22 protein-coding genes are annotated in these 26,193 nt (G+C 41.3%); 10 read left to right on the forward strand and 12 right to left on the reverse strand.

Features of this window, described 5'->3' with window-relative positions; genetic code table 11:
• Nucleotides 1–192 precede the first annotated feature (192 nt).
• Nucleotides 193–1,923 carry a helicase associated domain-containing protein gene (locus tag HUW51_RS22105; protein ID WP_185271771.1) on the reverse strand — a complete coding sequence of 577 codons (1,731 nt, stop codon included), beginning with the start codon at nucleotides 1,921–1,923 and terminating at the stop codon, nucleotides 193–195.
• A gap of 755 nt (nucleotides 1,924–2,678) precedes the next feature.
• Here HUW51_RS22105 and HUW51_RS22110 point away from each other — a divergent pair.
• Both HUW51_RS22110 and HUW51_RS22115 read left to right on the forward strand, forming a co-directional pair.
• On the forward strand, nucleotides 2,679–3,053 hold the full coding sequence (locus tag HUW51_RS22110; RefSeq protein WP_185271772.1) for an SH3 domain-containing protein: 375 nt from the start codon (nucleotides 2,679–2,681) through the stop codon (nucleotides 3,051–3,053).
• A gap of 140 nt (nucleotides 3,054–3,193) precedes the next feature.
• Nucleotides 3,194–3,442 carry a hypothetical protein gene (locus tag HUW51_RS22115; RefSeq protein WP_185271773.1) on the forward strand — a complete coding sequence of 83 codons (249 nt, stop codon included), beginning with the start codon at nucleotides 3,194–3,196 and terminating at the stop codon, nucleotides 3,440–3,442.
• Nucleotides 3,443–3,480: 38 nt separating this feature from the next.
• On the opposite strand, the gene eutC is transcribed toward HUW51_RS22115, so the two are convergent.
• From eutC to eat, 3 genes are all read right to left on the reverse strand, one after another.
• Nucleotides 3,481–4,254, reverse strand: a complete 774-nt coding sequence (gene eutC, locus HUW51_RS22120; protein WP_185271774.1) for an ethanolamine ammonia-lyase subunit EutC — start codon at nucleotides 4,252–4,254, stop codon at nucleotides 3,481–3,483.
• A 113-nt stretch (nucleotides 4,255–4,367) separates the two neighbouring features.
• The gene (locus tag HUW51_RS22125) at nucleotides 4,368–5,744 is read right to left on the reverse strand and encodes an ethanolamine ammonia-lyase subunit EutB (RefSeq protein WP_185271775.1); all 1,377 of its coding nucleotides are present in this window, start codon (nucleotides 5,742–5,744) and stop codon (nucleotides 4,368–4,370) included.
• Nucleotides 5,741–7,120, reverse strand: coding sequence for an ethanolamine permease (eat, locus tag HUW51_RS22130; RefSeq protein WP_185271776.1), 1,380 nt, complete (start codon nucleotides 7,118–7,120; stop codon nucleotides 5,741–5,743). The genes HUW51_RS22125 and eat overlap by 4 nt, the downstream gene beginning before the upstream one ends.
• 440 nt (nucleotides 7,121–7,560) lie before the next feature.
• Between eat and HUW51_RS22135 the strand changes: the two genes are divergently transcribed.
• Nucleotides 7,561–7,977, forward strand: a complete 417-nt coding sequence (locus tag HUW51_RS22135) for a BrxA/BrxB family bacilliredoxin (protein WP_317175629.1) — start codon at nucleotides 7,561–7,563, stop codon at nucleotides 7,975–7,977.
• A 125-nt stretch (nucleotides 7,978–8,102) separates the two neighbouring features.
• Here the strand turns inward: HUW51_RS22135 and purD are convergent, their stop codons facing one another.
• On the reverse strand, nucleotides 8,103–9,395 hold the full coding sequence (purD, locus tag HUW51_RS22140) for a phosphoribosylamine--glycine ligase (RefSeq protein WP_185271778.1): 1,293 nt from the start codon (nucleotides 9,393–9,395) through the stop codon (nucleotides 8,103–8,105).
• A gap of 397 nt (nucleotides 9,396–9,792) precedes the next feature.
• Entirely contained in the window at nucleotides 9,793–11,973 is a 2,181-nt protein-coding gene (gene recQ, locus HUW51_RS22145; protein WP_185271779.1) for a DNA helicase RecQ, read from the reverse strand.
• Nucleotides 11,974–12,044: 71 nt separating this feature from the next.
• Between recQ and HUW51_RS22150 the strand changes: the two genes are divergently transcribed.
• Nucleotides 12,045–13,016, forward strand: coding sequence for a KpsF/GutQ family sugar-phosphate isomerase (locus HUW51_RS22150; protein WP_185271780.1), 972 nt, complete (start codon nucleotides 12,045–12,047; stop codon nucleotides 13,014–13,016).
• A gap of 6 nt (nucleotides 13,017–13,022) precedes the next feature.
• On the forward strand, nucleotides 13,023–14,093 hold the full coding sequence (locus HUW51_RS22155; protein WP_185274632.1) for a mannose-1-phosphate guanylyltransferase: 1,071 nt from the start codon (nucleotides 13,023–13,025) through the stop codon (nucleotides 14,091–14,093).
• Nucleotides 14,094–14,386: 293 nt separating this feature from the next.
• On the opposite strand, the gene HUW51_RS22160 is transcribed toward HUW51_RS22155, so the two are convergent.
• Together HUW51_RS22160 and HUW51_RS22165 are read right to left on the reverse strand one after the other, a co-directional pair.
• Nucleotides 14,387–16,612, reverse strand: a complete 2,226-nt coding sequence (locus tag HUW51_RS22160; protein WP_185271781.1) for an NADP-dependent isocitrate dehydrogenase — start codon at nucleotides 16,610–16,612, stop codon at nucleotides 14,387–14,389.
• 344 nt (nucleotides 16,613–16,956) lie between these two features.
• Entirely contained in the window at nucleotides 16,957–17,772 is an 816-nt protein-coding gene (locus HUW51_RS22165) for a hypothetical protein (protein WP_185271782.1), read from the reverse strand.
• Nucleotides 17,773–17,988: 216 nt separating this feature from the next.
• Here HUW51_RS22165 and HUW51_RS22170 point away from each other — a divergent pair, with 216 nt between their 5' ends.
• Nucleotides 17,989–18,516: a CopD family protein gene (locus tag HUW51_RS22170; RefSeq protein WP_185271783.1), complete on the forward strand. Its 528-nt coding sequence runs from the start codon at nucleotides 17,989–17,991 to the stop codon at nucleotides 18,514–18,516.
• Nucleotides 18,517–18,820: 304 nt separating this feature from the next.
• On the opposite strand, the gene HUW51_RS22175 is transcribed toward HUW51_RS22170, so the two are convergent.
• Nucleotides 18,821–19,801 carry a hypothetical protein gene (locus HUW51_RS22175; protein ID WP_185271784.1) on the reverse strand — a complete coding sequence of 327 codons (981 nt, stop codon included), beginning with the start codon at nucleotides 19,799–19,801 and terminating at the stop codon, nucleotides 18,821–18,823.
• Nucleotides 19,801–21,273, reverse strand: a complete 1,473-nt coding sequence (locus HUW51_RS22180; RefSeq protein ID WP_185271785.1) for an MBOAT family O-acyltransferase — start codon at nucleotides 21,271–21,273, stop codon at nucleotides 19,801–19,803. Before HUW51_RS22180 ends, HUW51_RS22175 begins: the two co-directional genes overlap by 1 nt.
• An 822-nt stretch (nucleotides 21,274–22,095) precedes the next feature.
• On the opposite strand from HUW51_RS22180, the gene nfi reads away from it, so the two are divergent.
• Complete coding sequence (gene nfi, locus HUW51_RS22185) at nucleotides 22,096–22,773, forward strand: deoxyribonuclease V (RefSeq protein ID WP_185271786.1); 678 nt, start codon at nucleotides 22,096–22,098, stop codon at nucleotides 22,771–22,773.
• A gap of 39 nt (nucleotides 22,774–22,812) precedes the next feature.
• Here the strand turns inward: nfi and HUW51_RS24805 are convergent, their stop codons facing one another.
• Nucleotides 22,813–22,938, reverse strand: a complete 126-nt coding sequence (locus HUW51_RS24805; protein ID WP_262891300.1) for a hypothetical protein — start codon at nucleotides 22,936–22,938, stop codon at nucleotides 22,813–22,815.
• 171 nt (nucleotides 22,939–23,109) lie between these two features.
• On the reverse strand, nucleotides 23,110–23,256 hold the full coding sequence (locus HUW51_RS22190) for a hypothetical protein (protein WP_185271787.1): 147 nt from the start codon (nucleotides 23,254–23,256) through the stop codon (nucleotides 23,110–23,112).
• 196 nt (nucleotides 23,257–23,452) lie between these two features.
• Between HUW51_RS22190 and HUW51_RS22195 the strand changes: the two genes are divergently transcribed.
• The 3 genes from HUW51_RS22195 to HUW51_RS22205 all read left to right on the forward strand — a co-directional run bounded on the left by HUW51_RS22195 (nucleotide 23,453) and on the right by HUW51_RS22205 (nucleotide 26,028).
• On the forward strand, nucleotides 23,453–24,253 hold the full coding sequence (locus HUW51_RS22195) for an SDR family NAD(P)-dependent oxidoreductase (RefSeq protein ID WP_185271788.1): 801 nt from the start codon (nucleotides 23,453–23,455) through the stop codon (nucleotides 24,251–24,253).
• 57 nt (nucleotides 24,254–24,310) lie between these two features.
• Nucleotides 24,311–25,369 carry an SDR family NAD(P)-dependent oxidoreductase gene (locus tag HUW51_RS22200; protein ID WP_185271789.1) on the forward strand — a complete coding sequence of 353 codons (1,059 nt, stop codon included), beginning with the start codon at nucleotides 24,311–24,313 and terminating at the stop codon, nucleotides 25,367–25,369.
• Between the two features lie 176 nt (nucleotides 25,370–25,545).
• Nucleotides 25,546–26,028: a DUF5362 family protein gene (locus HUW51_RS22205; RefSeq protein ID WP_185271790.1), complete on the forward strand. Its 483-nt coding sequence runs from the start codon at nucleotides 25,546–25,548 to the stop codon at nucleotides 26,026–26,028.
• Nucleotides 26,029–26,193: the final 165 nt, after the last annotated feature.

Here is a 26,193-nt window from a genome sequence, read left to right on the forward strand (position 1 = left end):
AGCTATCGCTGGTATATGAAGTACTAATAACTCTTTAAACTAGCTTGTCTCTCGGCACTTATATTAATAATACCTGTACGGTGGGTATTTTAGGTAATATTTTAAAACCAAAAAGGCCAACCTTTATAATGGGTTAGCCTTCCTGCAAACAAATTTTTAAAAATTTTAATTTTTGGAGTTAATAAGGTTTAATTATTCTTCCGGGTTTTTCTGTTTGTTTAATTTAACGGGTTGCGCTTCGTTTTTGTTATTGGCTATCTGTTTACCCCATTTAAAATCTACTTTTTCCAGCAAACCTACCCGCTCCGGCAGTAACTTATCTTTTTCGTGCCGCATCCGGCTCACCCACTTACCTAATTTACGATCTTGAGCCCATTTTACGGGTACGCGCGTGTGCCCGTGCTCTTGTTTAAACTGGAGCAAGCGCTGGTACATATCGTGCCACGAAACCAGTAATTTGCGGCTTAAGCTCCAATCAAAGCCCAGTATATTCAGGAGTTCTATTTTTTGAGCCGATAACTCCGCTTTATTTAGCTTTTGGCGGTAAACCCAGGCTGCCAACTGGCGATTTGGCGCCCAATGGTAAGGCACCCGGGTATGCCCATAACGTTCTTTAAACTGGCTCAGCGCTTCGTACATCTTCATCCAGTAACCTTCCTGCACATTCCACGGAAAACGGATTTCGTTGAGTTTCGCCATGCGCTCTTCGGATAATCTTCCCTGGCAAAAAAGAATGCGCTGCCACCGGGTCCAGCGTTGCAGTACCGGGTTTATTTTTAAAGAAACCTGGCAGGTACCGTATACTTGCTGATAAATTTTTAAGCGTTCAAAATTAAGGTTCCATTTAGAATCGTAATTCGACTTAAGTTGTTGGTGCGTATTGGAACTCCAAACAAAACCAATCTGGTTTAACTTCTTCTTTTTTACAGGATCGAGCTTGCCTTTAGCTTCTAACATGCGCTGGGTGGCCACCCACGTGCCCAGCGATTTGTTTTCTTTATAATTTACCGGAACAAAACTATGACCTTGTTGCTTTTTAAAAGCGCAAAGTTGCTGGTATTTTTCCTGCCAATCATTGTTTTTAACTTCTTTAAAATTCCAGATAAAGTTTAGGTCATTTAATTTTTGTTCCCGGTTGGCGGGTAGTAAATTATTCTTCTTCGCGGTTCTTTGGTTTTCAATCCAACTGGTTAGTTGTTTAAACCGGCCTGGTACCCGCGTGTGGCCGTGTTTCTCGAAAAAACGACGCAGTTCTTGGTAGTATTGTTGCCACTGCGAGTTGTATAATACCTGAATGTGCCACACAAAATCCAGTTCGTTTAACTTTTTTTCCCGCTCGGGCAATAGTTTGCCTTTGGCTTTCATGCGGCGTTGCACCCGCACCCAGTTAGCCAACATCGGATCGGCTTTCCAGTCTTGCGGCACCAAGCTATGCCCAAATTCGGCGGAAAATTCTTTTAACCGCGCATACATCTGCTCCCACCTTTGGTCGCGGGTAGAAGCCATTTCCCAGTCAACATCTAACTGGTTCAGTTTATTAAACCGGGCTTCCGACAGATATTTTTTATCCTGAATCTGGCGCCAAAGCCAATCCCTCAGGGCTTCGTACTCGGGGATGGCAGGTACATGGGCGTGACCATTAATTTTAAAAAAATTTTCTAACTGATGATACATCAGCTCCCATAAAGCGCCTTTTCTGTTAAATTTAAAAGGCAGCTCCGCTAATTTAATTCTTAACTCCGGCGGAAGTTTATTTTGTAACCGGGCTTGAATTCCTATCCACTTGATTAAATCTTCGTCGAGGATAATAGGGTTGAAAGGTTCATTATTATCCTGATGCAGGTAAGCTTTAAATTTATGGTAATGGCGTTGCCAGCTCTCGTAAAACGAAGTATCAAAAAGTTCTTTTGTTAAACTTTCCATAGTTTCTTACAATATCCAAATCCTCTCTGGTAACGTCTAGTACTACTTAAATATATAAGAATAATATTATGTATGCATTAATTTTAAAAATATTTTTAGATTATTATGTAAAAAACTAATAATCAAAAACATGCAAGGCAGCTATATTCTATTTGCTTTATCTTAAAAAAAATTACTGGTTTATTCTATCCTGATTTTAAGTAAGTTAAATCACCAATCAGAATAAATAATTAAGCTAAAAACCTAAAATCATATAAAACTTTTATTATATTTATACACCTGCGGTTACAGATACACAACTCTTTTTTCCTTTTTTAATTTTAATACTTAAGGTAATGCTCTTGCTATGTAGTAATATATAAAAATTTCAAAATCCGATACTTGTCAGCTAATGTCTTCTGTACTTTTATGGTTTCCACTTATTATGGTAGTAACCTTTTTAGGCAGTAAACGCAAAATTGGCCTGGGATGGACATTTGTAATTTGTTTTTTTCTCCATCCCTTTATCGGCCCGGTCGCTGTTTTCTTATCGGCCAAAAAAACAGAATCCGATTACCCCACCTTTGGTTGTATATTTTAAAATTTCCGGGTTAGCTATTTTTAAACTACATACCGTGTTTAGCCAGGTTATTTATATACCTGCGGCACCCGCGCAACTTGGTGCTGCTATTTTATAGCCTTTTACTATCCGGTGTTTCTTAAAAACCCTAAACTTAATTACGTGCCTCCACTAAACCTAAATCAAATCCAAACAAATGAAACAAACTTTACTTGCGCTTTTTACTTTAACCTGTTTTACCGGCTGCACCCCTCTTTTAAAAGCTACTGCTTACGAGCACCCTACCGGTTATGAGGAGATAAATGCCACCTACACAGCCGGCAGAAAAGGCGTTGTTTTACGTAAATACCCCAAAATATTTAATCCAATTTTTAAAAATATCCGCGTTGGCGATACCATTTTTGTGCACGGCCAAATAAACCATGAATGGTACGTTGTTCGAAATAAAGGTAAAAAGTACTATGCCCCTTACCGCGATATTTACCCCTTCAGTATTTTAGATGTAGCTGTGCGTCCTGCCCCGGATTCCAGCTTACAACAATTTCCCCCGATTCCGCTCCTGGCGGAGTAATTAGTTTTAAAAATTAGCATCCTTAAGCACCTAAATTGCCCGGTAAAATAGCTGCTTTTATCTTGGGGTGGTGGCAACTATTTTGGTACTTTGTTCCGTCTTTAAAGCAGTAATTCAAGGCGCCTTTAACAGACGGAACGATGCTTAATTTAAAAGACTTTAACCATTTAACCCATTTAGAAAAAATGGTTTATTTAAAAAAATGGGGCACGTATTTAGCTATCCGGCACACTTCGGTTTTTACTATTAAACTGTATTATGTGCATAATTTTTATGTAGAACTGTACTTCCGGAATAGCTGCGACAAGTGCGAGTACATCGGCAATTTTGAAGGCACTACCATGCTGGAACCTTATTTAAAAAGCATTAAGTTAAATCTAAGTTATTAGGCAAAAAAAATTTGAGTGACTTTAAACCGCTTTTATAATTATGATAACAAGTTAGTAGTATCTTTCAATAAAACTCCGGATAGTTTTAGCCGCAAAGCTTCTTGTAACAGGTAAGTTAATTTATTTGCAGCCTCTTGGTACGTTAAACCAGCGGGCCGGATATTGGAAAGGCAATTGCGGGATTCATCTGTTAAACCGGGTTGGGGATTATATGTAAAATAAGCACCCAAGCTATCGGGGGAGCTTAAACCCGGCCGCTCTCCGATTAAAATCAAAGCAAGTTTTGTCTTAAATAAATATCCTATTTCGTCGCTGATGGCAACCCGGCCTTGCTCCACGAGGGTAATCGGTGCTAAACTACAATTTAACTGGCGCAGGTTTGGTACTAATAATTGTAATACCGGTAAGGCATGTTGGTTAATAGCTGTAGCGGATAAACCATCGGCCAGAATAATAGCGATATCCGGTGCATTCCCTACATTTTTTTTTAAATTTTCTACTGATTGTAAACTAAGCTTGCGTCCCAAATCTGGTCGCTGCAAGTATTCTTGCCGGTTGCCGGCCTGGCTTTGCAAGGAGTATACCGGTATGTCGAATTGGTTATTTATATCTCTAGTAAGTTCATCTATATTAATTTCTGAGAATACCGCATCGCGGGCATACGCATGAGCCAGTTTAAATTGCAGAGAATGGGCAAGCGGTTCGGAAATGCCGGTCCGGCCCAAAGCAATGCGTGCGGCCGTAAACTTACGCAACGCCGCCCACGAATCACCCGCCTGTTCACTGAAATGCTGTATATGTTCTTCTTCCATACCGGCAATTATTGCAAAGTTTGAATTATTGTTTGGGATGAATAAATTACATTATAAGCCAACATCTTATGAACGTACACGCTGGTTCGAAAATAAAAAATTTAAAAATTTAATTAAAAAGCATTCTGCAGCAAAGGATGCCCTTTATTTACCCGTAAAAGCTGGCCCTTATCGTTCATGAGTCCTTGGTTTTGCATCCATTGTTCAAACTCCGGTGCCGGACGTAAGTTTAAAACTTTCCGGGCGTATAAAGCATCATGAAAAGAAGTGGACTGGTAATGCAACATAATATCATCAGCCCCGGGCACTCCCATAATAAAATTGCACCCGGCTACACCCAAAAGTGTAAGTAAATTATCCATATCGTCCTGGTCAACATCGGCGTGGTTAGTATAACATACATCCACCCCCATGGGTAAACCAAGCAGCTTCGCGCAAAAATGATCTTCCAGGGCCGCCCGAGTAATTTGTTTACCGTTATACAAGTATTCCGGTCCGATAAAACCAACCACCGAATTAACGAGCAAAGGTTTAAAATGACGAGCCACCGCGTACGCCCGGGCCTCGCAGGTTTGCTGATCTACGCCGCCGTGGGCATTAGCCGATAAAGCGCTACCCTGGCCGGTTTCAAAATACATTACGTTGGTACCCAAGCTGCCACGGTTTAAAGCTAGAGCCGCCTCATACGCTTCCTGTAACATACTTAAATTTATTCCAAAGCTTTGGTTTGTTTTTTCGGTACCGCCAACAGATTGAAATACCAAATCGACGGGTGCTTGTTGCGCCATTATTGCTAAAGCGGTAGTAACGTGGCACAATACGCAGGTTTGCGTTGGTATAGCAAATTGGTCCCGTAAATAATCCAACATTTCTAAAAGTTTAATCGCATCAGCCGGGCGGTCCGTGGCCGGATTAATGCCAATAACCGCATCACCGCTGCCGTACATTAATCCATCTAATACGCTAGCAGCAATGCCCTTGGGATCATCGGTAGGATGGTTGGGTTGTAAACGGGTAGCCAATCTTCCTTTTAAACCTAATGTATTACGAAACCTGGTTATAACTTCGCACTTTTTGGCAACCGCAATTAAATCCTGATTCCGCATTAATTTACTAACAGCTGCCACCATCTCGGGCGTTAACCCCAAAGCCAGATTTTGTAAAACCAGCGAATCTACCTCTTCCTGTAAAATCCAGTCGCGCAACTCGCCCGTGGTAAAATGACTGATTATTTTAAATTTTTCCGAATGGTGGGTGTCAATAATTAAGCGGGTAACTTCGTCGTGTTCATAAGGGATGATTGCTTCGTTTAAAAAAGCCTGCAAAGGTACATCAGCCAGGCAGAGTTGGGCGGCTACTCTTTCTTCATAAGTTAAGGCGGCCAAACCCGCCAGAACATCGCCGGACCGGTACGGAGAAGCTTTGGCCAGAAGTGTTTTCAGATCCGGAAACGAATACGTGTGATTTTGCACGGTATACCGGTAACTCATATTTCCGACGGTTTAATTACAGGGTTGGCTACGGGTAATTTTTGCTCCGGATTATCTTCTGAAATAAAAGAAATAACCGATAATTTCTTGTGCGATCCGGTGAGGTAAAAAAGTAAAATTACCAGAATCAATCCGCTAAAAAATATAAAGCAAAGCCAAAAATAATAATACAAAAAGGCAATGGCCGCTACAATTCCCAACCCTAAAGCTATTCCGGGAAAATAAGGATATATGGGGGCTTTAAATGGTCTTGCTAAATCCGGTTCTTTAGCCCGTAACACAAATAAACTCACCATACTGATGATGTACATGATTACTGCCCCAAAAGTAGATAAGATTACCAGCTTGCTGGTGTCGAGGTAAAACAAGGCCAGCATACCAAAGGCAGCCCCCACCAATAATGCCCGATGCGGCGTTCTAAAACGCGGATGGACATGAGCCAGGTAATAAGGCAAATAGCGGCTGCGGGCCAAAGCAAACAATTGTCGCGAATAAGTTAAAATAATACCGTGAAAAGAAGCTACTAAACCAAATAAGCCAATACTCGCAAAGATTTTAGTTAAGGAATTTTCTTTCCCCAACACCACTCCTATTGCAGCCGGTAAAGGATAATCTATAACGGCCAAGGTTTGCCAATCTGTAATACCCCCAGTTAAAATCATAACGGCCAAAGCCAGCACCATGAGCGTGAGTATGGCGGAAACATACCCTTGCGCAATGGCTTTTTTACTATCTTTAACTTCTTCTGCTGCCATCGCCACTCCTTCGATGCACACGTATAGCCAAATGGCAAAGGGTAAAGCTGCAAAAATTCCCATCCAGCCATAAGGCAAGGAATTTTTTAAAAAATTTCTCGTTTCAAACGATGGCGCTACGACTCCCAGGTAAACCACTAATTCCAGTACTGCCAACGTAGTTACTACCACCGAAAACAAAGCTGATTCTTTAACTCCTAAGGCATTTAAGAGAGTAAAAACAACATAACTACATAAAGCCGTGATAAGTACCGGTACAGAAGGGTAAAAAAAATGCACATAACTACCCAGAGCAAAGGCAATAGCGGGCGCGGCAAAAATAAACTCTATTAAGGTGGCATAACCAGCCACTAAGGCGCCAAGGGGACCCAAAGCACGGTAAGCGTAAGCAAACGGACCACCCGCATGCGGGATAGAAGTAGTTAATTCGGTAAAGCTAAATATAAAAGTTACGTAGAAAACTGTTACCAGCAGGGTTGCTAGTAAAAACCCCAGGGTGCCGGCTACACCCCAACCGTAGTTCCAGCCAAAATATTCTCCCGATATAACCAGCCCTACCCCTAAAGCCCATAAATGTACCGGTCTCAGTACTTTTTTTAATTCCGGTTGCTTTGCAGTCATAAAACAAACTAAAGTTGCCAGATTAAATAACAACCATAAATGTTTAAAAAGCAAAAGATTTAAGGGGTTTACCTTTAAAATAAAGGTGCCATTTATAAAATATCAAAGTATATTATTTAAACATCATAAATTTTAAACCACATTGGAATTATTTTTTCTTCTTCCATTATTTAGAAGTTTAAACGGCAACGTAGGTTTTAATTACCAGAAAGGACACAGCTGCATACGTTATGGAAGCATTTTAATGCATCTATGTAAAATAACTTCCGGAGAAGTAACTTAAAGAATTGAAAACAAATCTTATTTTTAAACTAAGCTTAAAGTAAATTGTTAAAAGGAACAGAATGCCTTTCTTTTTACGTTTATTACTTATTAGAAAGTTTGTGTAATTTTACATCTGAATTAGTTTATTAACCCGATTAAAAAATATTATTATGGGAATGTATCCTGAATATATGGTAGCTCCAATCCGCGAAGATTTAACTTCGGCTGGTTTTGAGCAATTAATGACCCCGGAAGAAGTAGAACAGGTACTGTCAGGAAATGAAGGTACTGTTTTAGTGGCCGTAAACTCGGTTTGTGGTTGTGCCGCATCTAAAGCTCGTCCGGCTTTAAAAATGGCCGTCTCTTCCAGCGAAAAGCGTCCGGATAAATTAGTAACTGTATTTGCCGGTATGGAAGGCGAAGCCGTAGCTAAAGCCCGGGAGCACATGCTGCCTTACCCTCCTTCTTCTCCCTCTATAGCCTTATTTAAAAATGGCGAATTAGTGCACATGATTGAGCGCTACCACATCGAAGGCAACGATTTAATTCGTATTGTAGATAACCTGAAAGGTGCTTTTGAAGATTACTGCTAAAATAATTTTAAAAAATTTTACTTTTACGTTATTCCGTTTTAACTAAAGCCAGTACTTATAATTAAAAAAGAAGGCTAATTGTAATCAGTTAGCCTTCTTTTTTTACCTCTCATGAAATATTTTTATTAGCTGCTGTAATTCGGAATTAAATCAAAGCCAATGTCGCGGCGGTAGTTTCTGCCGGACCAGGTAATTTTTTCAGCGGTTTGGCGGGCTTGCTCTAAAGCATCCAGCATGTTGTCACCCAAGCCGGTAATGGCCAGTACGCGGCCGCCATTCGTCACAATTTTTTTATTTTCGGTTAGTAAAGTGCCCGCCTGAAAAACCAGAGTCTCCGTTTCGGCTTCTAAACCAGTTATTTCATCGCCTTTGCGGTAATCGCCCGGATAACCTTCGGCCACCAACATAATGGTAGCAGCGGTACGCGGATCTACTTTTAAGTTAAAATTTTTCAGTTCGTGGTCGTGTAAAGCCCGGAACAACTCAAATAAATCGGATTGAATGCGGGGCAGAATTGCTTCCGTTTCCGGATCGCCCAGGCGCACGTTGTACTCTATTACATAAGGCTCGCCGTTTACATTCATTAACCCAATAAAAATAAAACCGCTGTACGGAATGCCTTCGGTTTGCAAACCCAACAAAGTAGGTTCTATAATCCGGGATTTTACTTTTTGCATAAAAACCTCGTTTACAAACGGCACCGGCGAAACAGCACCCATTCCCCCGGTATTTAAGCCAGTGTCGCCTTCGCCAATGCGCTTGTAATCTTTAGCCTCCGGCAACAGCACGTAATCTTTACCATCGGTTAAAATAAAAACAGAAACTTCAATGCCTTGCAAAAACTCTTCGATTACTACTTTACTGCTGGCGGCACCAAACTTTTGCTGGCGCAACATGGCTTCCAGTTCCGCGGCGGCCTCGTCGTAAGAATTAGCAATTACTACCCCTTTGCCAGCCGCTAAACCATCGGCTTTTAAAACCGCCGGGTACGCATGCGTTTGCAAATACGTAAGCGCCTGATCGAAAGAATCAAGGGTAAAAGTTTGGTAGCTGGCCGTAGGAATTTGGTACTGCTGCATAAACTTTTTCGAAAAATCTTTACTGCCTTCCAGTTGCGCGCCCGCCTTGCAGGGCCCAATCACCAATATATGTTTTAAGTATTCCTGACTTTGAAAGTAATCGTGAATGCCATCTACCAAAGCGGCTTCCTGGCCAACTACCAACATCATAATATTAAAATCATCGGCAAACTTAGCTAACTCTTCAAAGTTGGAAATAGAAATATCTACGTTGGTGGCAATTTGGGCAGTACCCGCATTACCCGGAGCCACAAAAATGCGTTCGCAGTATTCGCTTTGTTTCAATTTCCAGGCGAGTGCGTGCTCTCTGCCGCCCGATCCGATAATTAATATGTTCATGGTGCAAGAATTTTAATAATGCTGGCGCGGGAAATTTTTAAAATATCTTATTATTCCCGCCAAAAACCAACCGGCTTAGGCTGCGAAGTTATCAAAATTCAATCAGGGTTTCTTGTTTATTTTTGGAATATTTAGATCACAGATTTTAACAAATTAAACGGATTACGCGGATTTTAGTGATTTCCATATTTTGCTCACCTATTATTAGCTGTTGCTTTATTCTTATCGCGCTAAGACTTTAGTAAAATTAATAACAAGAAAGGCTAACTGGTATAGTTAGCCTTTCTTGTTATTGGTAAAATCAAAAATTTTAAAAAAACGGATTATTTACAGCAGGATTTTAGTGTTCCCATAATGAATCCGTGTAATCGGCTTAATGCGTTTAAATCCGCGATTTTTAGTTGGCGTATTCGCTTAAGAACTTAATGCGCATTAACCTGATATCTTCTTCGGTGTAATCGTCGGTACCTAGTTCTTTTAAGGCTACCGAAATATTATCGGTGCTGGCCTGCATAAAATAATCGTACACTTCTTCCTGGCGTTCTTTATCCAGTACTTCGTCGATGTAATAATTTAAGTTAAGCTTGGTACCCGAGTAGCAGATGTGTTCTATTTCTTCGATTAATTCCTGCATGGTAATGTCTTTAGAAGAAGCAATCTCTTCCAGGTCCATTTTTTTATCGATCTGCTGGATGATGTAAATTTTAATTTTTGATTTGTTAACGGTGGTTTTTACCACCACATCGGCGGCCGTTACAATATCATTATCTTCTACGTACTTACTGATTAAATCCAGGAACTGCTTGCCAAACTTCTGCACTTTGCCCATACCCACGCCGGCAATATGCGCTAGGTCTTCTTTGGTGGTAGGGTAAGTAGTAGCCATTTCTTTCAGCGAAGGATCCTGGAAAAGCACGTAAGGCGGCAAATCTAATTCTTTGGCCAGTTTTTTCCGCAGGGCTTTAAGCAAGTCAAAAAGAACCGTATCGTGGCCGGCCGAAGATTGGGTTTCTTCTTTTTCTTCTTCCTGCTGCACTTCCTGCTCAAAGTCGTGGTCTTTGGTTAATTTAATCGGGTGCGGATTTTCGATGAAGTTAAGCCCTTTGGGGGTAATTTTTACCACGCCAAAGTTTTCGATATCTTTTTCCAGGAAACCCGAAAGCAATACCTGGCGCAGCAAAGAACTCCAGAACTGCACATCGCGCTCTGCTCCTTGGCCATATTGCGGCAGTTGGTCGTGGCCGTAGCTTTCTACGTACTGGTTATTGGTACCGCGCAAAACATCTACAATGTGGTCGATGCCAAAACGTTGATTGGTACTTACAACGGCCTGCAAAGCCAGCAGCACTTCGTCCTGCGCTTCAAAGCGCTCGCGCGGGTGCAAACAATTATCGCAGAACTGGCAATCTTTATCGTAGGTTTCGCCAAAATAATGCAGCAGTTGCTTGCGGCGGCAAACCGCCGAATCGGCATACGAGGCCATTTCCTGCAGCAGTAATTTCGAGTTATCGCGTTCGGTTACCGGTTTATCTTTGTTAAATTTTTCAAGTTTTACAATATCCTCGTAAGAGTAAAACATAAGGCAATTGCCTTCCAAGCCATCGCGGCCGCCCCGGCCGGTTTCCTGGTAATAACCTTCAATGGATTTAGGCGTGTCGTAGTGGATTACAAACCGCACATCCGGCTTATCAATCCCCATCCCGAAGGCAATGGTCGCTACAATTACATCGGCATCTTCGTTCAGGAAAGCGTCCTGGTTGGCCATGCGCACGCTGGCATCTAAACCGGCGTGGTAAGGCAAGGCTTTTACATCGTTCACCCGCAGCAACTCGGCAATTTCTTCTACTTTTTTGCGGCTCAAACAATACACAATGCCGCTTTTGCCTTTATGCTTTTTTACGTATTGTATCAGTTGCTTTTTGGTATTGTGCTTAGGGCGTACTTCGTAATATAAATTGGTGCGGTTAAACGACGATTTAAAAACCGAGGCATCGTCCATCTGCAGGTTTTTCTGAATATCCAGCTGCACTTTAGGCGTAGCCGTGGCGGTTAAAGCAATAATGGGCAAATCGCCAATGTTATCAATAATGCCCCGGATTTTGCGGTATTCCGGTCTAAAATCGTGCCCCCACTCCGAAATACAGTGCGCCTCATCAATGGCTACAAACGATATTTTGGCTTTTTGCAGAAATTCAATGGTTTCTTCCTTGGTCAGCGATTCCGGCGCCACGTATAACAGCTTTACTTCGCCGCTGATAGTTTCTTTTTTTACTTTATTGATTTCGGCTTTGGATAAGGTCGAATTTAAAAATTGGGCATTTACACCAAAAGCGTTTAATTGATCAACCTGGTTTTTCATCAGGGCAATTAAAGGCGAGATAACAATGGCGGTACCGTCCAGAACTAAAGCCGGTAATTGATAACAAAGAGACTTTCCGGCACCGGTAGGCATAATCACAAATGTATTATTGCCCCGGATAATATTATTGATGATAGCCTCCTGGTTTCCTCTAAATTGACTAAACCCAAAAACTTCCTTTAATTTGCTTTTTAAACTGACCTCTTGCGTAAGTGACATGGTGTAGCGTATAAAATAATTTAGAACCTTATCTAAATTTAAATCCTCTGAATGTTTAACACAAATTTAAATTGAATATAGCTAAAAATATTAAATTTATTGCAAAAAAAGTCTTAGAAGACGAAGCTATTGCTATTCAAAACCTTATATCGTTTATAAATTCTGATTTTGAGGCTTGTGTTGATGCAATATTAGCAATAAAAGGCCGGGTGGTAGTTACGGGCATCGGTAAAAGCGCCATAATTGCTTCCAAAATTGTAGCAACGCTTAACTCAACGGGTACGCCGGCCATGTTTATGCACGCCGCCGATGCCATTCACGGGGATTTAGGCATGATTCAGGCCGATGATTTTGTAATTTGCTTATCGAAGAGCGGCAACACTCCCGAAATTAAAGTTTTAACTCCCCTGCTCAAACGCAAAGAAGTAAAATTAGCGGCTTTAGTGGGTAATGTAAACTCCTATCTGGCCCAAAATGCCGATTTTGTATTAAATGCCACGGTAGCAAAAGAAGCCTGCCCGCACAACCTGGCGCCCACCTCCAGTACCACGGCAGCCCTAGCTCTGGGCGATGCTTTAGCCATTTGTTTGTTAGAAGCCCGCAACTTTAGTACCCGCGATTTTGCCGAACTGCACCCCGGTGGCTCTTTGGGCAAGCAGCTGTATTTAAAGGTAAGCGATATTTACAAACAGCATGAGGTACCGATGGTTAGCGAAAAGGCGAACCTAAAAGAAATAATTATTCAGATTTCTTCTAAACGGTTAGGCGCTACAGCCGTATTGGAATCCGGGAGCGGTACTTTAACCGGTATTATTACCGATGGCGATTTGCGGCGCATGCTTACCAACTACGAATCGTTGGAAACCATTACAGCCGCCGACATTATGACCCGGAACCCGTTAACCATTGATGAAGACGAATACGCTACGGCCGCTTTAGCTTTAATGCAGAAAAAAAATATAACCCAGTTAATTGTCACAAAATCCAGTATTTTTACCGGATTCATTCACTTACACGATCTTTTAAAAGAAGGTTTAGTTTAATTTATGATGCAGCAAACCTATGCCGTAATAATGGCCGGCGGAATCGGAACCCGCTTCTGGCCTTTCAGCCGAGTTAATTATCCAAAACAGTTTCACGATGTATTAGGGGTCGGGGAATCTATGCTGCAAACCACGGTTAGCCGGTTCGAGCATATTTGCGCGAAAGAAAACATCTTTATTGTTACCAACGCCGATTATTACGATCTGGTAAAACAGCAACTGCCATTTTTAAAAGAAAGTCAGATTTTATGCGAACCCATTGGCCGGAATACCGCGCCGGCCATTGCGTATGCTGCTTATAAAATAAATCAGCTTAACCCCAAAGCAAACATGGTAGTGGCCCCCGCCGACCACGTAATTTTAAAACAAGCGGCTTTTGAAGAAAAAATTAAAAAAGCGTTGGCGGCCGCCAACGAATCGGATATCTTAATTACGTTAGGTATTACGCCCAGCCGGCCCGACACCAACTACGGTTATATTCAGTACCTGGAAGGGGACCAGGAATTAAAAAAAGTTAAAACCTTTACCGAAAAGCCTAACCTGGAAATTGCCCAGGTTTTTCTGGAAAGCGGTGATTTTGTATGGAATGCCGGTATTTTTATCTGGAATGTGCAAAGCATTTTAAAAGCGTTTAAAGAATTTTTACCCGAAATAGCCGAAATTTTTGACGAAGGAATTCCGGTGCTGCATACCGATCAGGAAGCGGCTTTTATTAACCGGGCTTACTCGCATTGCCGCAACATATCCATTGATTACGGCATCATGGAAAAAGCCGAAAACGTGTACATGCTCCCAAGTGACTTAGGCTGGTCTGATTTAGGTACCTGGAATTCGCTGTATGCCATCGGGAATAAAGATGCGCAAGGCAATGTAGTAGATGGCGAGGTAATGCTTTACGAAACAACCAACTGCATTGTAAAAACGCCCCACGACCGTTTAGTAGTAGTGGATGGCTTACATGATTTTATTATTGCGGAATACGATAACGTACTGATGATTTGCCCCAAAGAAGACGAGCAGCGCGTAAAAGATTTTCTGGCGGATGCCAAAAGTAAAAAAGGCCCGAACTTTATCTAAGCTTCGTTACAGGTTAGATTAGGTTAACGTGAGTTCGAGATAAGCTATTCTGCCCCATCTACGTCATTCTGGAAGAATCTAATCAGTTACTTACTGATTAGATTCTTCCAGAATGACTGTATTAGATAGTAAGAAGCGTAAGATATATATAGTTTTAAGGTTGTTATTAGTACTGTTTTTTGCTGTTTGTATAGTTAAAAGTTTACCTTGAACTCACGTTAGGTTAATTACTATAAAACAAAAAGGCTGTTTATACTAAACAGCCTTTTTGTTTTATAGAAAAATTTAAAATTTTAAAAATTAGCTAAAGCAGCGTTTAAAGTAGCGCTGGGTCGCATGGCTTGTTCTACTTTTTGCGCATCCGGGTGGTAATAGCCGCCAATATCTACGGGTTTACCTTGGGCGGCAATTTGTTCTTCTACAATTTTGCTTTCGTTTTCGGTAAGCTGCTGGGCCAATGGCTTAAACCGGGCTTGTAACTCCGGGTCTTTGGTTTGCTCGGCCATGGCTTGCGCCCAGTACAGTGCCAGGTAAAAATGACTGCCGCGGTTATCAATGCCACCTACTTTACGTGCCGGCGATTTATCGTTTTCTAAAAATTTACCGTTTGCCTGGTTTAAAGCTTCAGCCAGCACCTGGGCTTTATCGTTTTTTGTTTTATAAGCCAAATCTTCTAACGACACGCCTAAAGCTAAAAACTCACCTAAAGAATCCCAACGCAAATAATTCTCTTCAATAAACTGTTGCACGTGTTTCGGGGCCGATCCGCCGGCACCGGTTTCAAATAAACCGCCGCCATCCAGCAATGGCACAATCGAAAGCATTTTGGCGCTGGTACCTAATTCCAGAATCGGGAACAAGTCGGTTAAGTAATCGCGCAACACGTTACCGGTTACCGAAATGGTATCTTGGCCCGCTTTGGCCCGCTCGCAGGTATATTGCATGGCTTCTACCGGTGCCATTATTTTTATTTCTAAACCGGTAGTTTCGTGGTCTTGCAGGTAACGTTCTACTTTTTTAATTAAGTTAGCATCGTGCGGCCGGTTTTTATCTAACCAGAAAATTGCCGGCGTGTTGGTAATGCGAGCCCTAGTTACGGCTAACTTTACCCAGTCCTGAATCGGCAAATCTTTGGTTTGGCACATCCGCCAGATATCGCCTTCTTCTACTTGGTGCTCCATTAAGGTATTACCAGCGGCATCTACTACCCGCACAGTACCGGCTTCGGCAATCTGGAAAGTCTTATCATGCGAACCGTACTCTTCGGCTTTCTGGGCCATTAAACCAATGTTAGGCACGGTGCCCATGGTGCTCGGGTCAAAAGCACCGTTCTTTTTGCAGAAATCAATAACGGCCTGGTAAATTCCGGCGTAATTACGGTCCGGAATCATGAATTTGGTATCGTGTAATTTACCGTCCGGGCCCCACATCTGGCCAGAAGTCCGGAAAGCAGCCGGCATGGAGGCATCGATAATGACATCGTTGGGTACATTTAAATTAGTGATACCTTTGGAAGAATCTACCATGGCCAGTCGGGGATTATTTTCGTAAGCTTTCTTAATATCGGCTTCAATTTCGGCACGCTGGTTTTCGGGCAAACTTTGAATTTTAGCTAACACATCGCCAAAGCCATTGTTCGGGTCTACGTTTAATGATTTAAAAGTAGCGGCGTGTTTTTCGAATAAATCTTTAAAAAATACGGTTACCGCGTGGCCAAACATAATTGGGTCCGATACCTTCATCATGGTAGCTTTCAGGTGCAACGATAATAATACATCCTGTTCTTTGGCTGCGGCAGTTTCTTTTTCATAAAAGGCGCGCAACGCTTTTTTACTCATTACCGAAGCATCAATAACTTCGCCTTCTTTCAGCTTTAAGTTTTCTTTTAAAGTTTTGGTAGCGCCGTTTGCTCCTACAAACTCAATTTTAACTTCCCCGGCTTGCTCCAGGGTTACGGATTGTTCGCTGCCGTAAAAATCGCCGCTTTCCATGTGGGCTACGTGCGACTTAGAATTTGAGGTCCAGGCACCCATGGAATGCGGATTTTTTTTGGCATATTGTTTCACCGGATCGGCCACGCGGCGGTCGGAGTTACCTTCGCGGAGAACTGGGTTTACGGCACTACCTAAAATTTTGGCATACCGGGCTTTGATTTCGTTGTCGGCAGGGCTTTGCGCCTCGGCCGGATAATCCGGGATGTTGTAACCCTGGCTTTGCAGTTCTTTAATAGCCGCCGTTAACTGCGGAATAGAAGCACTGATATTTGGCAATTTAATTATATTGGCTTCCGGGGTTTTGGCTAATTCGCCGAGGTAAGCTAAATCGTCGTTTTGCTTTTGCTCGTCGGTTAAGTTCTCCGGAAAAGCAGCCAGAATCCGGCCGGCCAGCGAAATATCTCTGGTTTCAACGGCGATATCGGCAGCTTGCGTAAAAGTTTTAATAATGGGCAATAAGGAATACGTGGCTAAAGCCGGGGCTTCGTCCGTTATGGTATAAACAATTTTAGCTGTTTGTGTCATTTTGTTTTTTTATACTTAAAAATTATATGCCTTGGTGTAAAAGGAATACGGGCTTTAATGCGATTAACGAAAACAGATATTGATAATTTTTAAATTTTGGCGCAGCTATGCACTACTATAATCGGCAAATATAAGAGTCTTTTTGATAAAGGTAACCAGCTGGATAAATTTTGAAATAATCAGCTAAAATTAAGGTTACTCCGTTAAAAAGATTAGCTGTAACTAAAGAATTTAAAATTTTTTAAAAATTCTGTTTTTCAGACTAATAGTAAACAAACAAAGCCTCCCCGGCAACAGAAAGGCTTTGTTTATCTTCAGCAGAAATTAATTTTAATTTGATCTTTTTATTTTAACACGGTGTAGCTATTCTGGATTTCGAAGGTATGGGCATTGCTGGTCCGGGTTTCTTTTACCGGAAAACCTGCTTCGTTATACGTGTAAGTGCGCGTAGTATTTTTTACCTGGCCCGATAAAGGATAGGTTTCTTTTTCATTTAAAATGTTGTTTGGCGAAAAAGCGGATGGCCCCAAGCCGTTTAGGTTAACCCCAAAGTACGGATTATTCTTATCGTCGTAGGTATACTCGGCTATGTAGTCGTTTACCGGCCCGGATTCTTCATTTACATAATCCATTATTTTAATGACGTTACCGGCCGGATTATACTGGTAGTTGGTATAGCGGTACGCAGTGGCTGGTTTACCCGGCTTCCGGGTTATTAGTTTTATAACCTGATTCGCACCATTGTATTCCAAAATATTATCAAAATCGTGGGTAAAATCGCCGGTGCCCTGCGGCCGACTATAGGAAGAAACTAAGGTTAACCTGTTGTTTGTGTATTCGAGGGTATTATAGCCGATAGTGGTGCCGTTTAACAGTTTAAAAGTACTTTTTACCAGTCTGCCTTGGGCGTCGTAAGCAAACTCTTTGTAATACTTACTATTTGTGTTGGCATTAGCCGGCAGCCAAGCTTTTGCTATTCTTTTTTGATTATCATATTCATAGATCGTGGTGTCGTGGCCAGCAAAAATTACTTTAGCTAAAAAGAAGCTTGCTGTTTCATTGCCGGGCGGTACCGACGGGTCGTCATCGGAAGTACAAGCCGCCAGAAAAAGTACAAAGATTAAAGTTAACCCGCTTAATTTAAAAAATGGGTGATTCATTGTTTTGGATATAGGTTTCTGTTTTGGTAAGAGATTCCGCAACAAGGCAAATGGTTGCAATAAGGCCGATTTTTAAAAATCCAGTTTTAAACAATAGTACCTTAAAAGTAAATGTAGTTATGTAGGGGCAAACCGGCTTATTTTTTAATTTTGCGGGTAAATGCGGTTTCGGCCGGAAAGTAAATAGACTTTAGTTTTTAAGCGCCCATCCCAATCGTGACTTACTTCTACGTTAAATCGCTGCACATTATTTTTGTAGTTACCTGGTTTGCCGGTTTGTTCTACATCGTCCGGTTGTTTATTTACTTTACCGAAGCCGGCGAAAAACCGGAGCCCGACAAAACCATTTTACAGAACCAGCTAGCCATAATGGAAAAGCGCTTGTGGTACGGCATAACCTGGCCATCGGCGGTACTTACCTTAGTTTTTGGTTCCTGGATGGCTTATTTGTACGGCAGTTTACCGGGTTGGCTGCTGGTTAAATTAAGTTTTGTAGCGGGCTTATTTTTGTACCACCTGAGTTGCCACCGCATTTTTAAACAACACCAACGCGGCGAAGTAAAACAAACCCCTACCCAACTCCGCATCTGGAACGAGGTAGCAACTTTGTTTCTGGTAAGTATTGTGTTTTTGGTAGTTTTAAAAAACAGCGTAGATTTTTTATGGGGCTTGGTAGGCTTAATTTTATTTGCCGTTATACTGATGCTCGCCATCCGGATCTACAAAAAAATCCGCACCAGATAGCAGTTTTTGATTTTAACGCTGAAAATTTCCGGGAATTTAAATTCAGGCTATTCCTCTCTTTTAAGAACAAAAACAAAGTAAAGCATACAAGTTAACATAGCACCAATAACCACTAGCCCACCACGCCTCCAACAGAACCCTAAATTTTAAAAATTTAAAATTCTGACGGGTTGATTTTTTAAACTTACCAAAGCGATAAACTAAAATGGGGTAGCATTCTTTTTAAAAAGCGCTACCCCATTTTAGTTAAAATTACTACAGGGCAATTCTAAAGAAACTGCATGCGTTTTATTGTATTCTACAATTAGTTTGAAGCTGCAATGCTAGAAGGGTTTTTAAGTTTTTTAGCCTGAGTAAATTTATTTAACTGCTTAATATCCGAAGCTAGCTTTAGAGAAATAGCTTTGCCCGACTCTTTGTACAAGTGGTTGCCATCTACTGTCAGGTATTCGCCGGAATCGTGAAAATAGTTGAGGTAATTAACGCCGTGTTTACGAGCCATTTTTTCCATCAACTTATCAAAATCAGGCGAGTACTGGTTTTCGATTTCCTTCATTTCTTTAGACACGGGTAGCCGCACCAAAAATACCTGCCCATGCTTATCCAGCAAGTTAATGGTACGCTCTAAGTATTGCATCCGGATGGGTTGAATAGCAGCGTCGCGTACATATTTTTGGTATACTTTTAATTTACCGGGCAAGCGCCGTTTTACCGAAGCCGCATCTACGGGTACGTTTACTTCTAACCACCCATCTTTATGCAATTTGGTGTCTGGGGTTCCTTTTTTAATTACATCATACATTTCTTTCACAAACACGGTGTAAAAAGGTTGACTGTAATACCGTAAAATATACTCCAGGTTCGGATTAAAATTTACAAGACTGATTTTGGAAGTAAATACCTTATTCTCTCTTAACTCACCTGATTTGGTTTCTTCCTGGTTTAAGGAAGAAACCGCCCAGGGATCTACCGCGATTATAAACAAGCCGTTACGGGTATCTTTTTTTAACTTTCTACTAATTAAATCAAAATACGTGGGTCCAAAAGGCGTATGCATAATGGTAAACGCAAAGTTTTGCATTTGGGGCGCTACATCTTTAAACATAACCGGTAATATTCCTTGCGCCGCCCGGGAGGTGCCAATAATCAAGGAGGGAGCTTTATTGGTAGTTAAACGGGTATAGTTAGTATCTAAATGCCCCACGTTAAACCGCCAGATAATAGGCACCATTAACAAGACCACAATGCCTGTTAATAAACTTATTTTTAAAAATATCTTCTTCATTAAAACTGAAAATAAATAAAGGAGTTAGAGTTAAACACGCCAAAATAAAGGAACACCAGGAGGTAAGCAGAATAAATACCCCACCGGTAAAATGGGCGGAAATGGGCAATTTGCAACCGCAGTTTATGCTGGCTTTGCAAATAATGAACGTACTCCAGAAGTAAAATAAAGAGCACCGCTAAGATAAATTCTTGCTTGTATTGGCCCAATATTTTGTTTTCGAAGAGTAACTGGTGTGCAAATTCCCGGGTACTGCCCCAGAAATTCTGAAATAGATGCGTACTAATGTACCAGGCATCGGTTAAGGTGTTTGCTCTAAAAAATATCCAGGCCAGGCCCACTAAAGAAAATGTGGTAACTACCTGAATAGCATTATACAACCGAGGAAAATTATCCAGCCGTAAAAATTTAACTAGGTTATTTCTTTGGGGGGCGGTTATAAACCCAAATACCTGGTAAAACCCGTGCAAAGCGCCCCAGATAATAAAATTCCAACTGGCACCGTGCCAAAAACCGCTTACCAAAAAAACAATAAAAATGTTGTAATACCAGCGCCATTTGCTTACCCGGTTACCTCCCAGGGGCAGGTACAAATAATCGCGGAACCAGGTAGATAACGAAATATGCCACCGGCCCCAAAACTCTTTTATGGTTTTGGCCGAATAAGGGCGCCGGAAGTTTTCCATCAGTTTAAATCCCATTACCTGCGCCGAACCCAAGGCAATATCGGAATAGCCCGAAAAGTCGCAGAAGATCTGGAAAGCAAAAAAAACTGTGGCAATAATTAAATAAATTCCGTCGTAATTGGTGGGGTTGTTATACACTTGGTTTACCATTAAGGCCAGCCGGTCTGCAATAACCACTTTTTTAAATAAGCCCCAGGCCATTAATTTTAAGCCATCCGCTACCCGGTCGTAATCAAAATATTGCTTTTCGTGAAACTGGTGTAAAACGTTCTGCGGCCGTTCAATGGGGCCGGCTACTAATTGCGGATAAAACATAACGTACAAAGCATAAATACCAAAGTGGCGCTCGGCGGGCTGGTGGCCGCGGTATACCTCAATGGTATAACTCATTGCCTGAAACGTGTGGAAAGAAAGCCCGATAGGCAATAAAATGGTTAAGTACGGAATCGGGTTTTCGTAGCCCAGCCACTCACTTACGGAGGTAATGTTGTCGTTAAAAAAATTAAAATATTTAAAAATAGCCAGTACGCTAATGTTTGCGACTAAGCTCCAGATGAGGTAAAACTTTTTCTTCTTTTTAGTAGGGCTATTCTGGATTAATATACCCGCGTAATAATCTATTATTATGGTAATTAATAATATTAGAATATAAATGGGTTTAAAAAACATGTAAAAAAAGCAACTGGCTACCAGCAGCAGCACCCACCGGAAACGATGGGGCAACAAGAAGAACAATAAGGTAACAACCGGGAAAAAGAGCAGGAATTCTAAAGAATTAAACAGCATGATTAAAGTAATTTATTCTATTACATGATTGTAACTATCCTAATTAATCGTGATTTATAGGCACCATTTATAAACCTTTATTTTTAATGAAGCAGCAGCTTGGTCACAATTTTTAACCGATAGTACTGGTTGGTGGATGTTTGCTCGTGAGTTTTTATCCTACTTAGCCGTACCTGATTATTCCGGTAAATAGAAACATGAGGTAAATTTTAGAAGGTGGTACAATTAGCAGGTTATAGGTTCTAAAATAATATTTTTTATATATTTTTTTACATCTGGTTTGTAAAAATAAAAATTAGTTTGTTTATAAAAAAACTTATTTAAAAACCATTATTATTCAGTTTATATAAATTCGTTTATATTTTATAAGTAAAATTTACTTTTATTATGTATAGATATACACTTACGAGCACCAAAACAATACCTAAGTTTAGGTAATATAAAATATTATATATAACAAATTACATATATAATTTTTTCATGGCTTTCTATTTTTGGATATATCCTACTAAAACCAAAGCTCAAAAAAATCTCTATTATCGATAATGCCGCCATAGTTTTTAGGATTGTTATTTAAAATTAGAGTACCGATAAAATATGTTTGTTCCTGTTTAGTAAAGCAAAAGTTTGTTGTTCCTTTAATAATTTAGGTTTTAATGATAACCAGAATGCCTGGCAGGCTGGTTACTAAAGCTGATCTGCTAAAGTCTCCGCAAAACCTATTTAGTAAGAAATGATAAGGAGCAAAGGGTTTTAGCACCACATGTAATTAATACAACCCCGCACGTAAATTTTTGCGTAAAGCAGAAAAACATACCTAGCATGGCTTATTATCAAACCCATCCGCCCGTTGATCCGGAGTTAATAAAAACCTTAACCGCGCGGCAGCACGAACTGCAAAAACAAGTAATTTTAAAAAAACCGGATTTTACCATCACCACCATAGCGGGTTGCGATTCTTCCTTTATCGGCGAAAATATTTTATCGGTGTTTGTGTTGCTGAGCTACCCGGATTTACAGATTATAGAAAAAGTGTGGCATTACCGCCCGGTGGAGTTACCTTACATTCCTGGCTTGCTCTCTTTTAGGGAGGCGCCGAATTTGATGGAAGCTTATAAAAAGCTAAACCAAAAACCGGATTTAATTATGGTAGATGGACATGGTATTTCGCACCCCCGGCGCATGGGCATTGCTAGCCATTTGGGAGTGCATTTGCAAAAACCCACCATGGGCTTAGCCAAAGAAGTTTTAGTAGGTAAATTTGAAATGCCCGGTCCGGAGCAGGGCGCTGTTAGTCCGGTTATGCACCGCAACGAACATATTGCCAATGCCATTCGCACGAAAGAAAAAGTAAAACCGGTTTTTGCTTCGGCGGGTCATTTAATGGATTTAGAAACCGCTACCCAAATAGCTTTAGCTACCACCCGGAAACACAAATTACCCGAGCCTACCCGTTTAGCCGATCATTATGCCGCCGTTTTTAAGGCTGAGGTGCGTTAGAGTAAGAGTTGATTGTAGTTTAGGATTTAACGCAAGCGTTTAATTTACTTGTAACTGGTTTAATTCGGTTAGCAAAGCACGCCGTTTTTTAAAAATTTCCCGAAAATCGGCCAATAACCTGGTTACTAAAACTTTACCGCCTTCCAGCGTAAGCAGGTATTGCATTACTTCAACTAAAAATTGGTAGCTGCTTTTATTCGCGTTTTCATTGGTGCAATCTTATTTAGTGGGTGTTTTTTGGCTGGTTGATTTACCCGATTTTTTTCCGGCCTTTGCTTTGTTTTTTTGCAGCGCATACAGCACGGCCGTTACATGTTTACACACAGGACCTTGGTCCTATGGACAACTGCATTCAAAATGTTTGACTTTGGCCCGGAATAAAATTATTTCTACTTCGTAAGTGTCGGTAGCGGTTATTTCGGCACACCACTGATCTTTTACTAACTCTTCTAAGTTTGTTACGTGGCCTTCCATAAAATACATCTGGCCCCGCTGCAAAATAGTTTTATCTATTGCGATTTCGAAGGATGTAAAATCAAATAATATCCGGTAAAAGCTTATATATCAAAAGCAAATAAGGAAAAACCTGTAGAACAGATTATAACTCTTCTGTTTAAAATTAGTATTAAGGAACAGAATATGTCTTTCTGGTAAAACAAATTATTTAAATTTTAAAAATATGAATCTGAATCAAGGTAAAACAGCTTTAATAACAGGTGCCTCCAGCGGCATCGGCTTTGAGTTAACCCGTTGCTTTGCGCGCGATGGGCATAACGTATTAATGACGGCACATCACGAGGAGAAACTACAAGATGCCGTTCAAAAGATTAAATCCGAATTCCCGAACGTACAAGTAGAAAGCATCGCTTGCGACCTAAGCAAAGATGGAGCCGCTACGCAACTGTACCAGGATGTACAAAGCCGGGGAGTGCAAGTAGAATTTTTGGTAAACAACGCGGGCTTTGGAGAACGCGGTTCTTTTCTGGAAACTGACCTACAAAAAGAAATTGGTCTAATCCACCTCAACATTATCTCTTTGGTAGCTTTAACCAAGTTTTTTGCCCAAGATATGGTTAAACGAGGTTCTGGTAAAATTCTGCAATTAGGTTCGGTGGCCTCATTTATTCCGCATCCGCTATTATCGGTTTACGCAGCATCTAAGGCTTTTATTTTGTCGTTTACCGAGGCTTTGCAAGTAGAGCTAAAAGATACCGGCATTTCGCTCACCTTACTTTGCCCCCCTCCTACCGATACCAACTTTTTTGAGGTAGCCAACATGGAAAACACCAAAATTGCCAATTCATCGCAGGTACAATCGCCGGTAGATGTAGCCGAAGAAGGTTATAAAGGATTAATGAATGGCGATGCCCGGGTGTTACCAACTTATGTTGCTAAAATGTATGCGGCGCAAGGCATTACTCTACCCGATGCGTGGAATGCCGCCATAACCAAGAAACAATTAGAAAACGTAAAAGAATAAAACATTCTAGCTCCCGGATGCGTACCGGAAGCTTTTTCATTTTAATTAAATACAACTATGGAAACGGTACAAAATCAATCAGTATTAATAACAGGCGCTTCCAGCGGCATTGGGTTTGAACTAGCCCGTTTATTTGCCCGCGATAATTACCACATAATTATGGTAGCGCACCACGTAGATAAACTAGATCACGCTGCCTGGCAATTGCAAAGCGAATTTAGTAATGTAAGGCTAAACACCATTGCCATTGATTTAAGCAAAGACGATGCACCCAACCGCTTGTTCGACCACGTGCAGCAACAAGGCTGGCAAATAAATGTATTGGTAAACAACGCGGGCTTTGGTGAGTTCGGTCTTTTTACGGAATCCAACCTGGAAAAAGAACTGGCCATGATTCACCTGAATATTATTTCGTTGGTGCACCTTACCAAATTGTTTTTACCGCGCTTACTTAACCAAGGCTCCGGCAAAATATTGCAGGTAGGTTCGGTGGCTTCTTTTACACCAACTCCTTTGCAGGCGGTATACGGCGCTACCAAGTCCTTTATTTTATCTTTCAGCGAAGCTCTGCAGGAAGAATTAAAAGATTCGCCGGTATCGGTAACCATACTTTGTCCACCGGCCACCGACACCAACTTCTTTAACGTGGCGGGTGCTCAGAACAGTAAAATTGCCCAGGGCGATTTAGCAACGCCCGAAGAGGTGGCCGCTACCGCTTACAAAGCTTTATTGGCCGGCGACAAACGGGCGGTGCCTACCTTTAAAGCCAAAATACAAGTAGCCCAAAGCTCTATCCTTCCGGACGCTTTAAATGCGACGCTCATGCACAAACAGTCCGAAGAAACTACGAAACCCAAGAAAGCTTCTGCCAAAAAAGCAAATGCGGCCACCGCTACTTCTCCCGGTCTTGATTTGCCAGCAGCCAATACCCCGGCTCCGACTACCCGGAAAAGAAGCGCCAAAAGCACTACCGTTACCAATTTAGATGCGGCAGTAGCCTTAGATCCGGCTGTAGCCGCCACGGGCACCGTAGCCGAAAATTTAACAGGTACTACCCTGGAAACAACGCCGGCTCCGGCTACTAAACCCAAAAGAAGCACCAAGAAATCGCAATAAAAATCTTTTTTGATTGCGGCCATTAATGGTTTTCAGGTAAAAGCTTCCGGTCTTGCAGCCGGAAGCTTTTTTATATTTTGGGCATTTAGAACTTATCCTTACCTTATAGCAATCAGAAATTTAAATTTTTAAATATTAACCTCAATCTAATTGCGAACCTTTTCAGGAAAACAACCATGGAAATTGAAAACCAAATTACCGGCGGTAGTTTAGAACCATCCCGGTCGGAGTTACAGGTTACCAGCCAAATGCGCCACTATTTATTACTTACCGCCAAATGGACGCAATTTTTAGCGATTGTGGGCTTTATATTTATTGGGTTAATGGTAATTGGGGCATTTACTTTTGGTTCTATCATGCATTCTTTAACCAGTAACTTTCCGGGTGCTCCCTCCAGCGTACCGGGCGGTTCCGGCGCCATCATGACCATTTACCTGTTGTTTTTCGCGGTGCTGTATTTTTTTCCCACGCTGTATTTATACCAATTTTCTACTAAAACCAAAGCGGCTCTTTTGTACGGCGAAGAGTTAAACCTGGCTTTTGCCTTTTCCCGGTTAAAGTCGTTTTTTAAATTTTGGGGCATATTCCTGATTGTGATTTTGGTTTTCTACGGGCTTATTTTTATTGGTTATGCCATTGGTGCTTCTGTTTTCAGTTAAGCCACCTGGTACAAAGGTAGCTTCGCCTCATAAGCTCCTTTAGGTAAAAGATGAAGTACTCATGCTCGAAAATTCGGCCAAAATGACTTAAAACGCTTGTTTGCACCTAATTTAACCAGTCATTATTTCCGGATTCAAACCCAAATAGCCCTTGGAGAGTATTTT

Origin of the sequence: Adhaeribacter swui, from assembly GCF_014217805.1 — a bacterium.
GTDB lineage: Bacteria > Bacteroidota > Bacteroidia > Cytophagales > Hymenobacteraceae > Adhaeribacter > Adhaeribacter swui.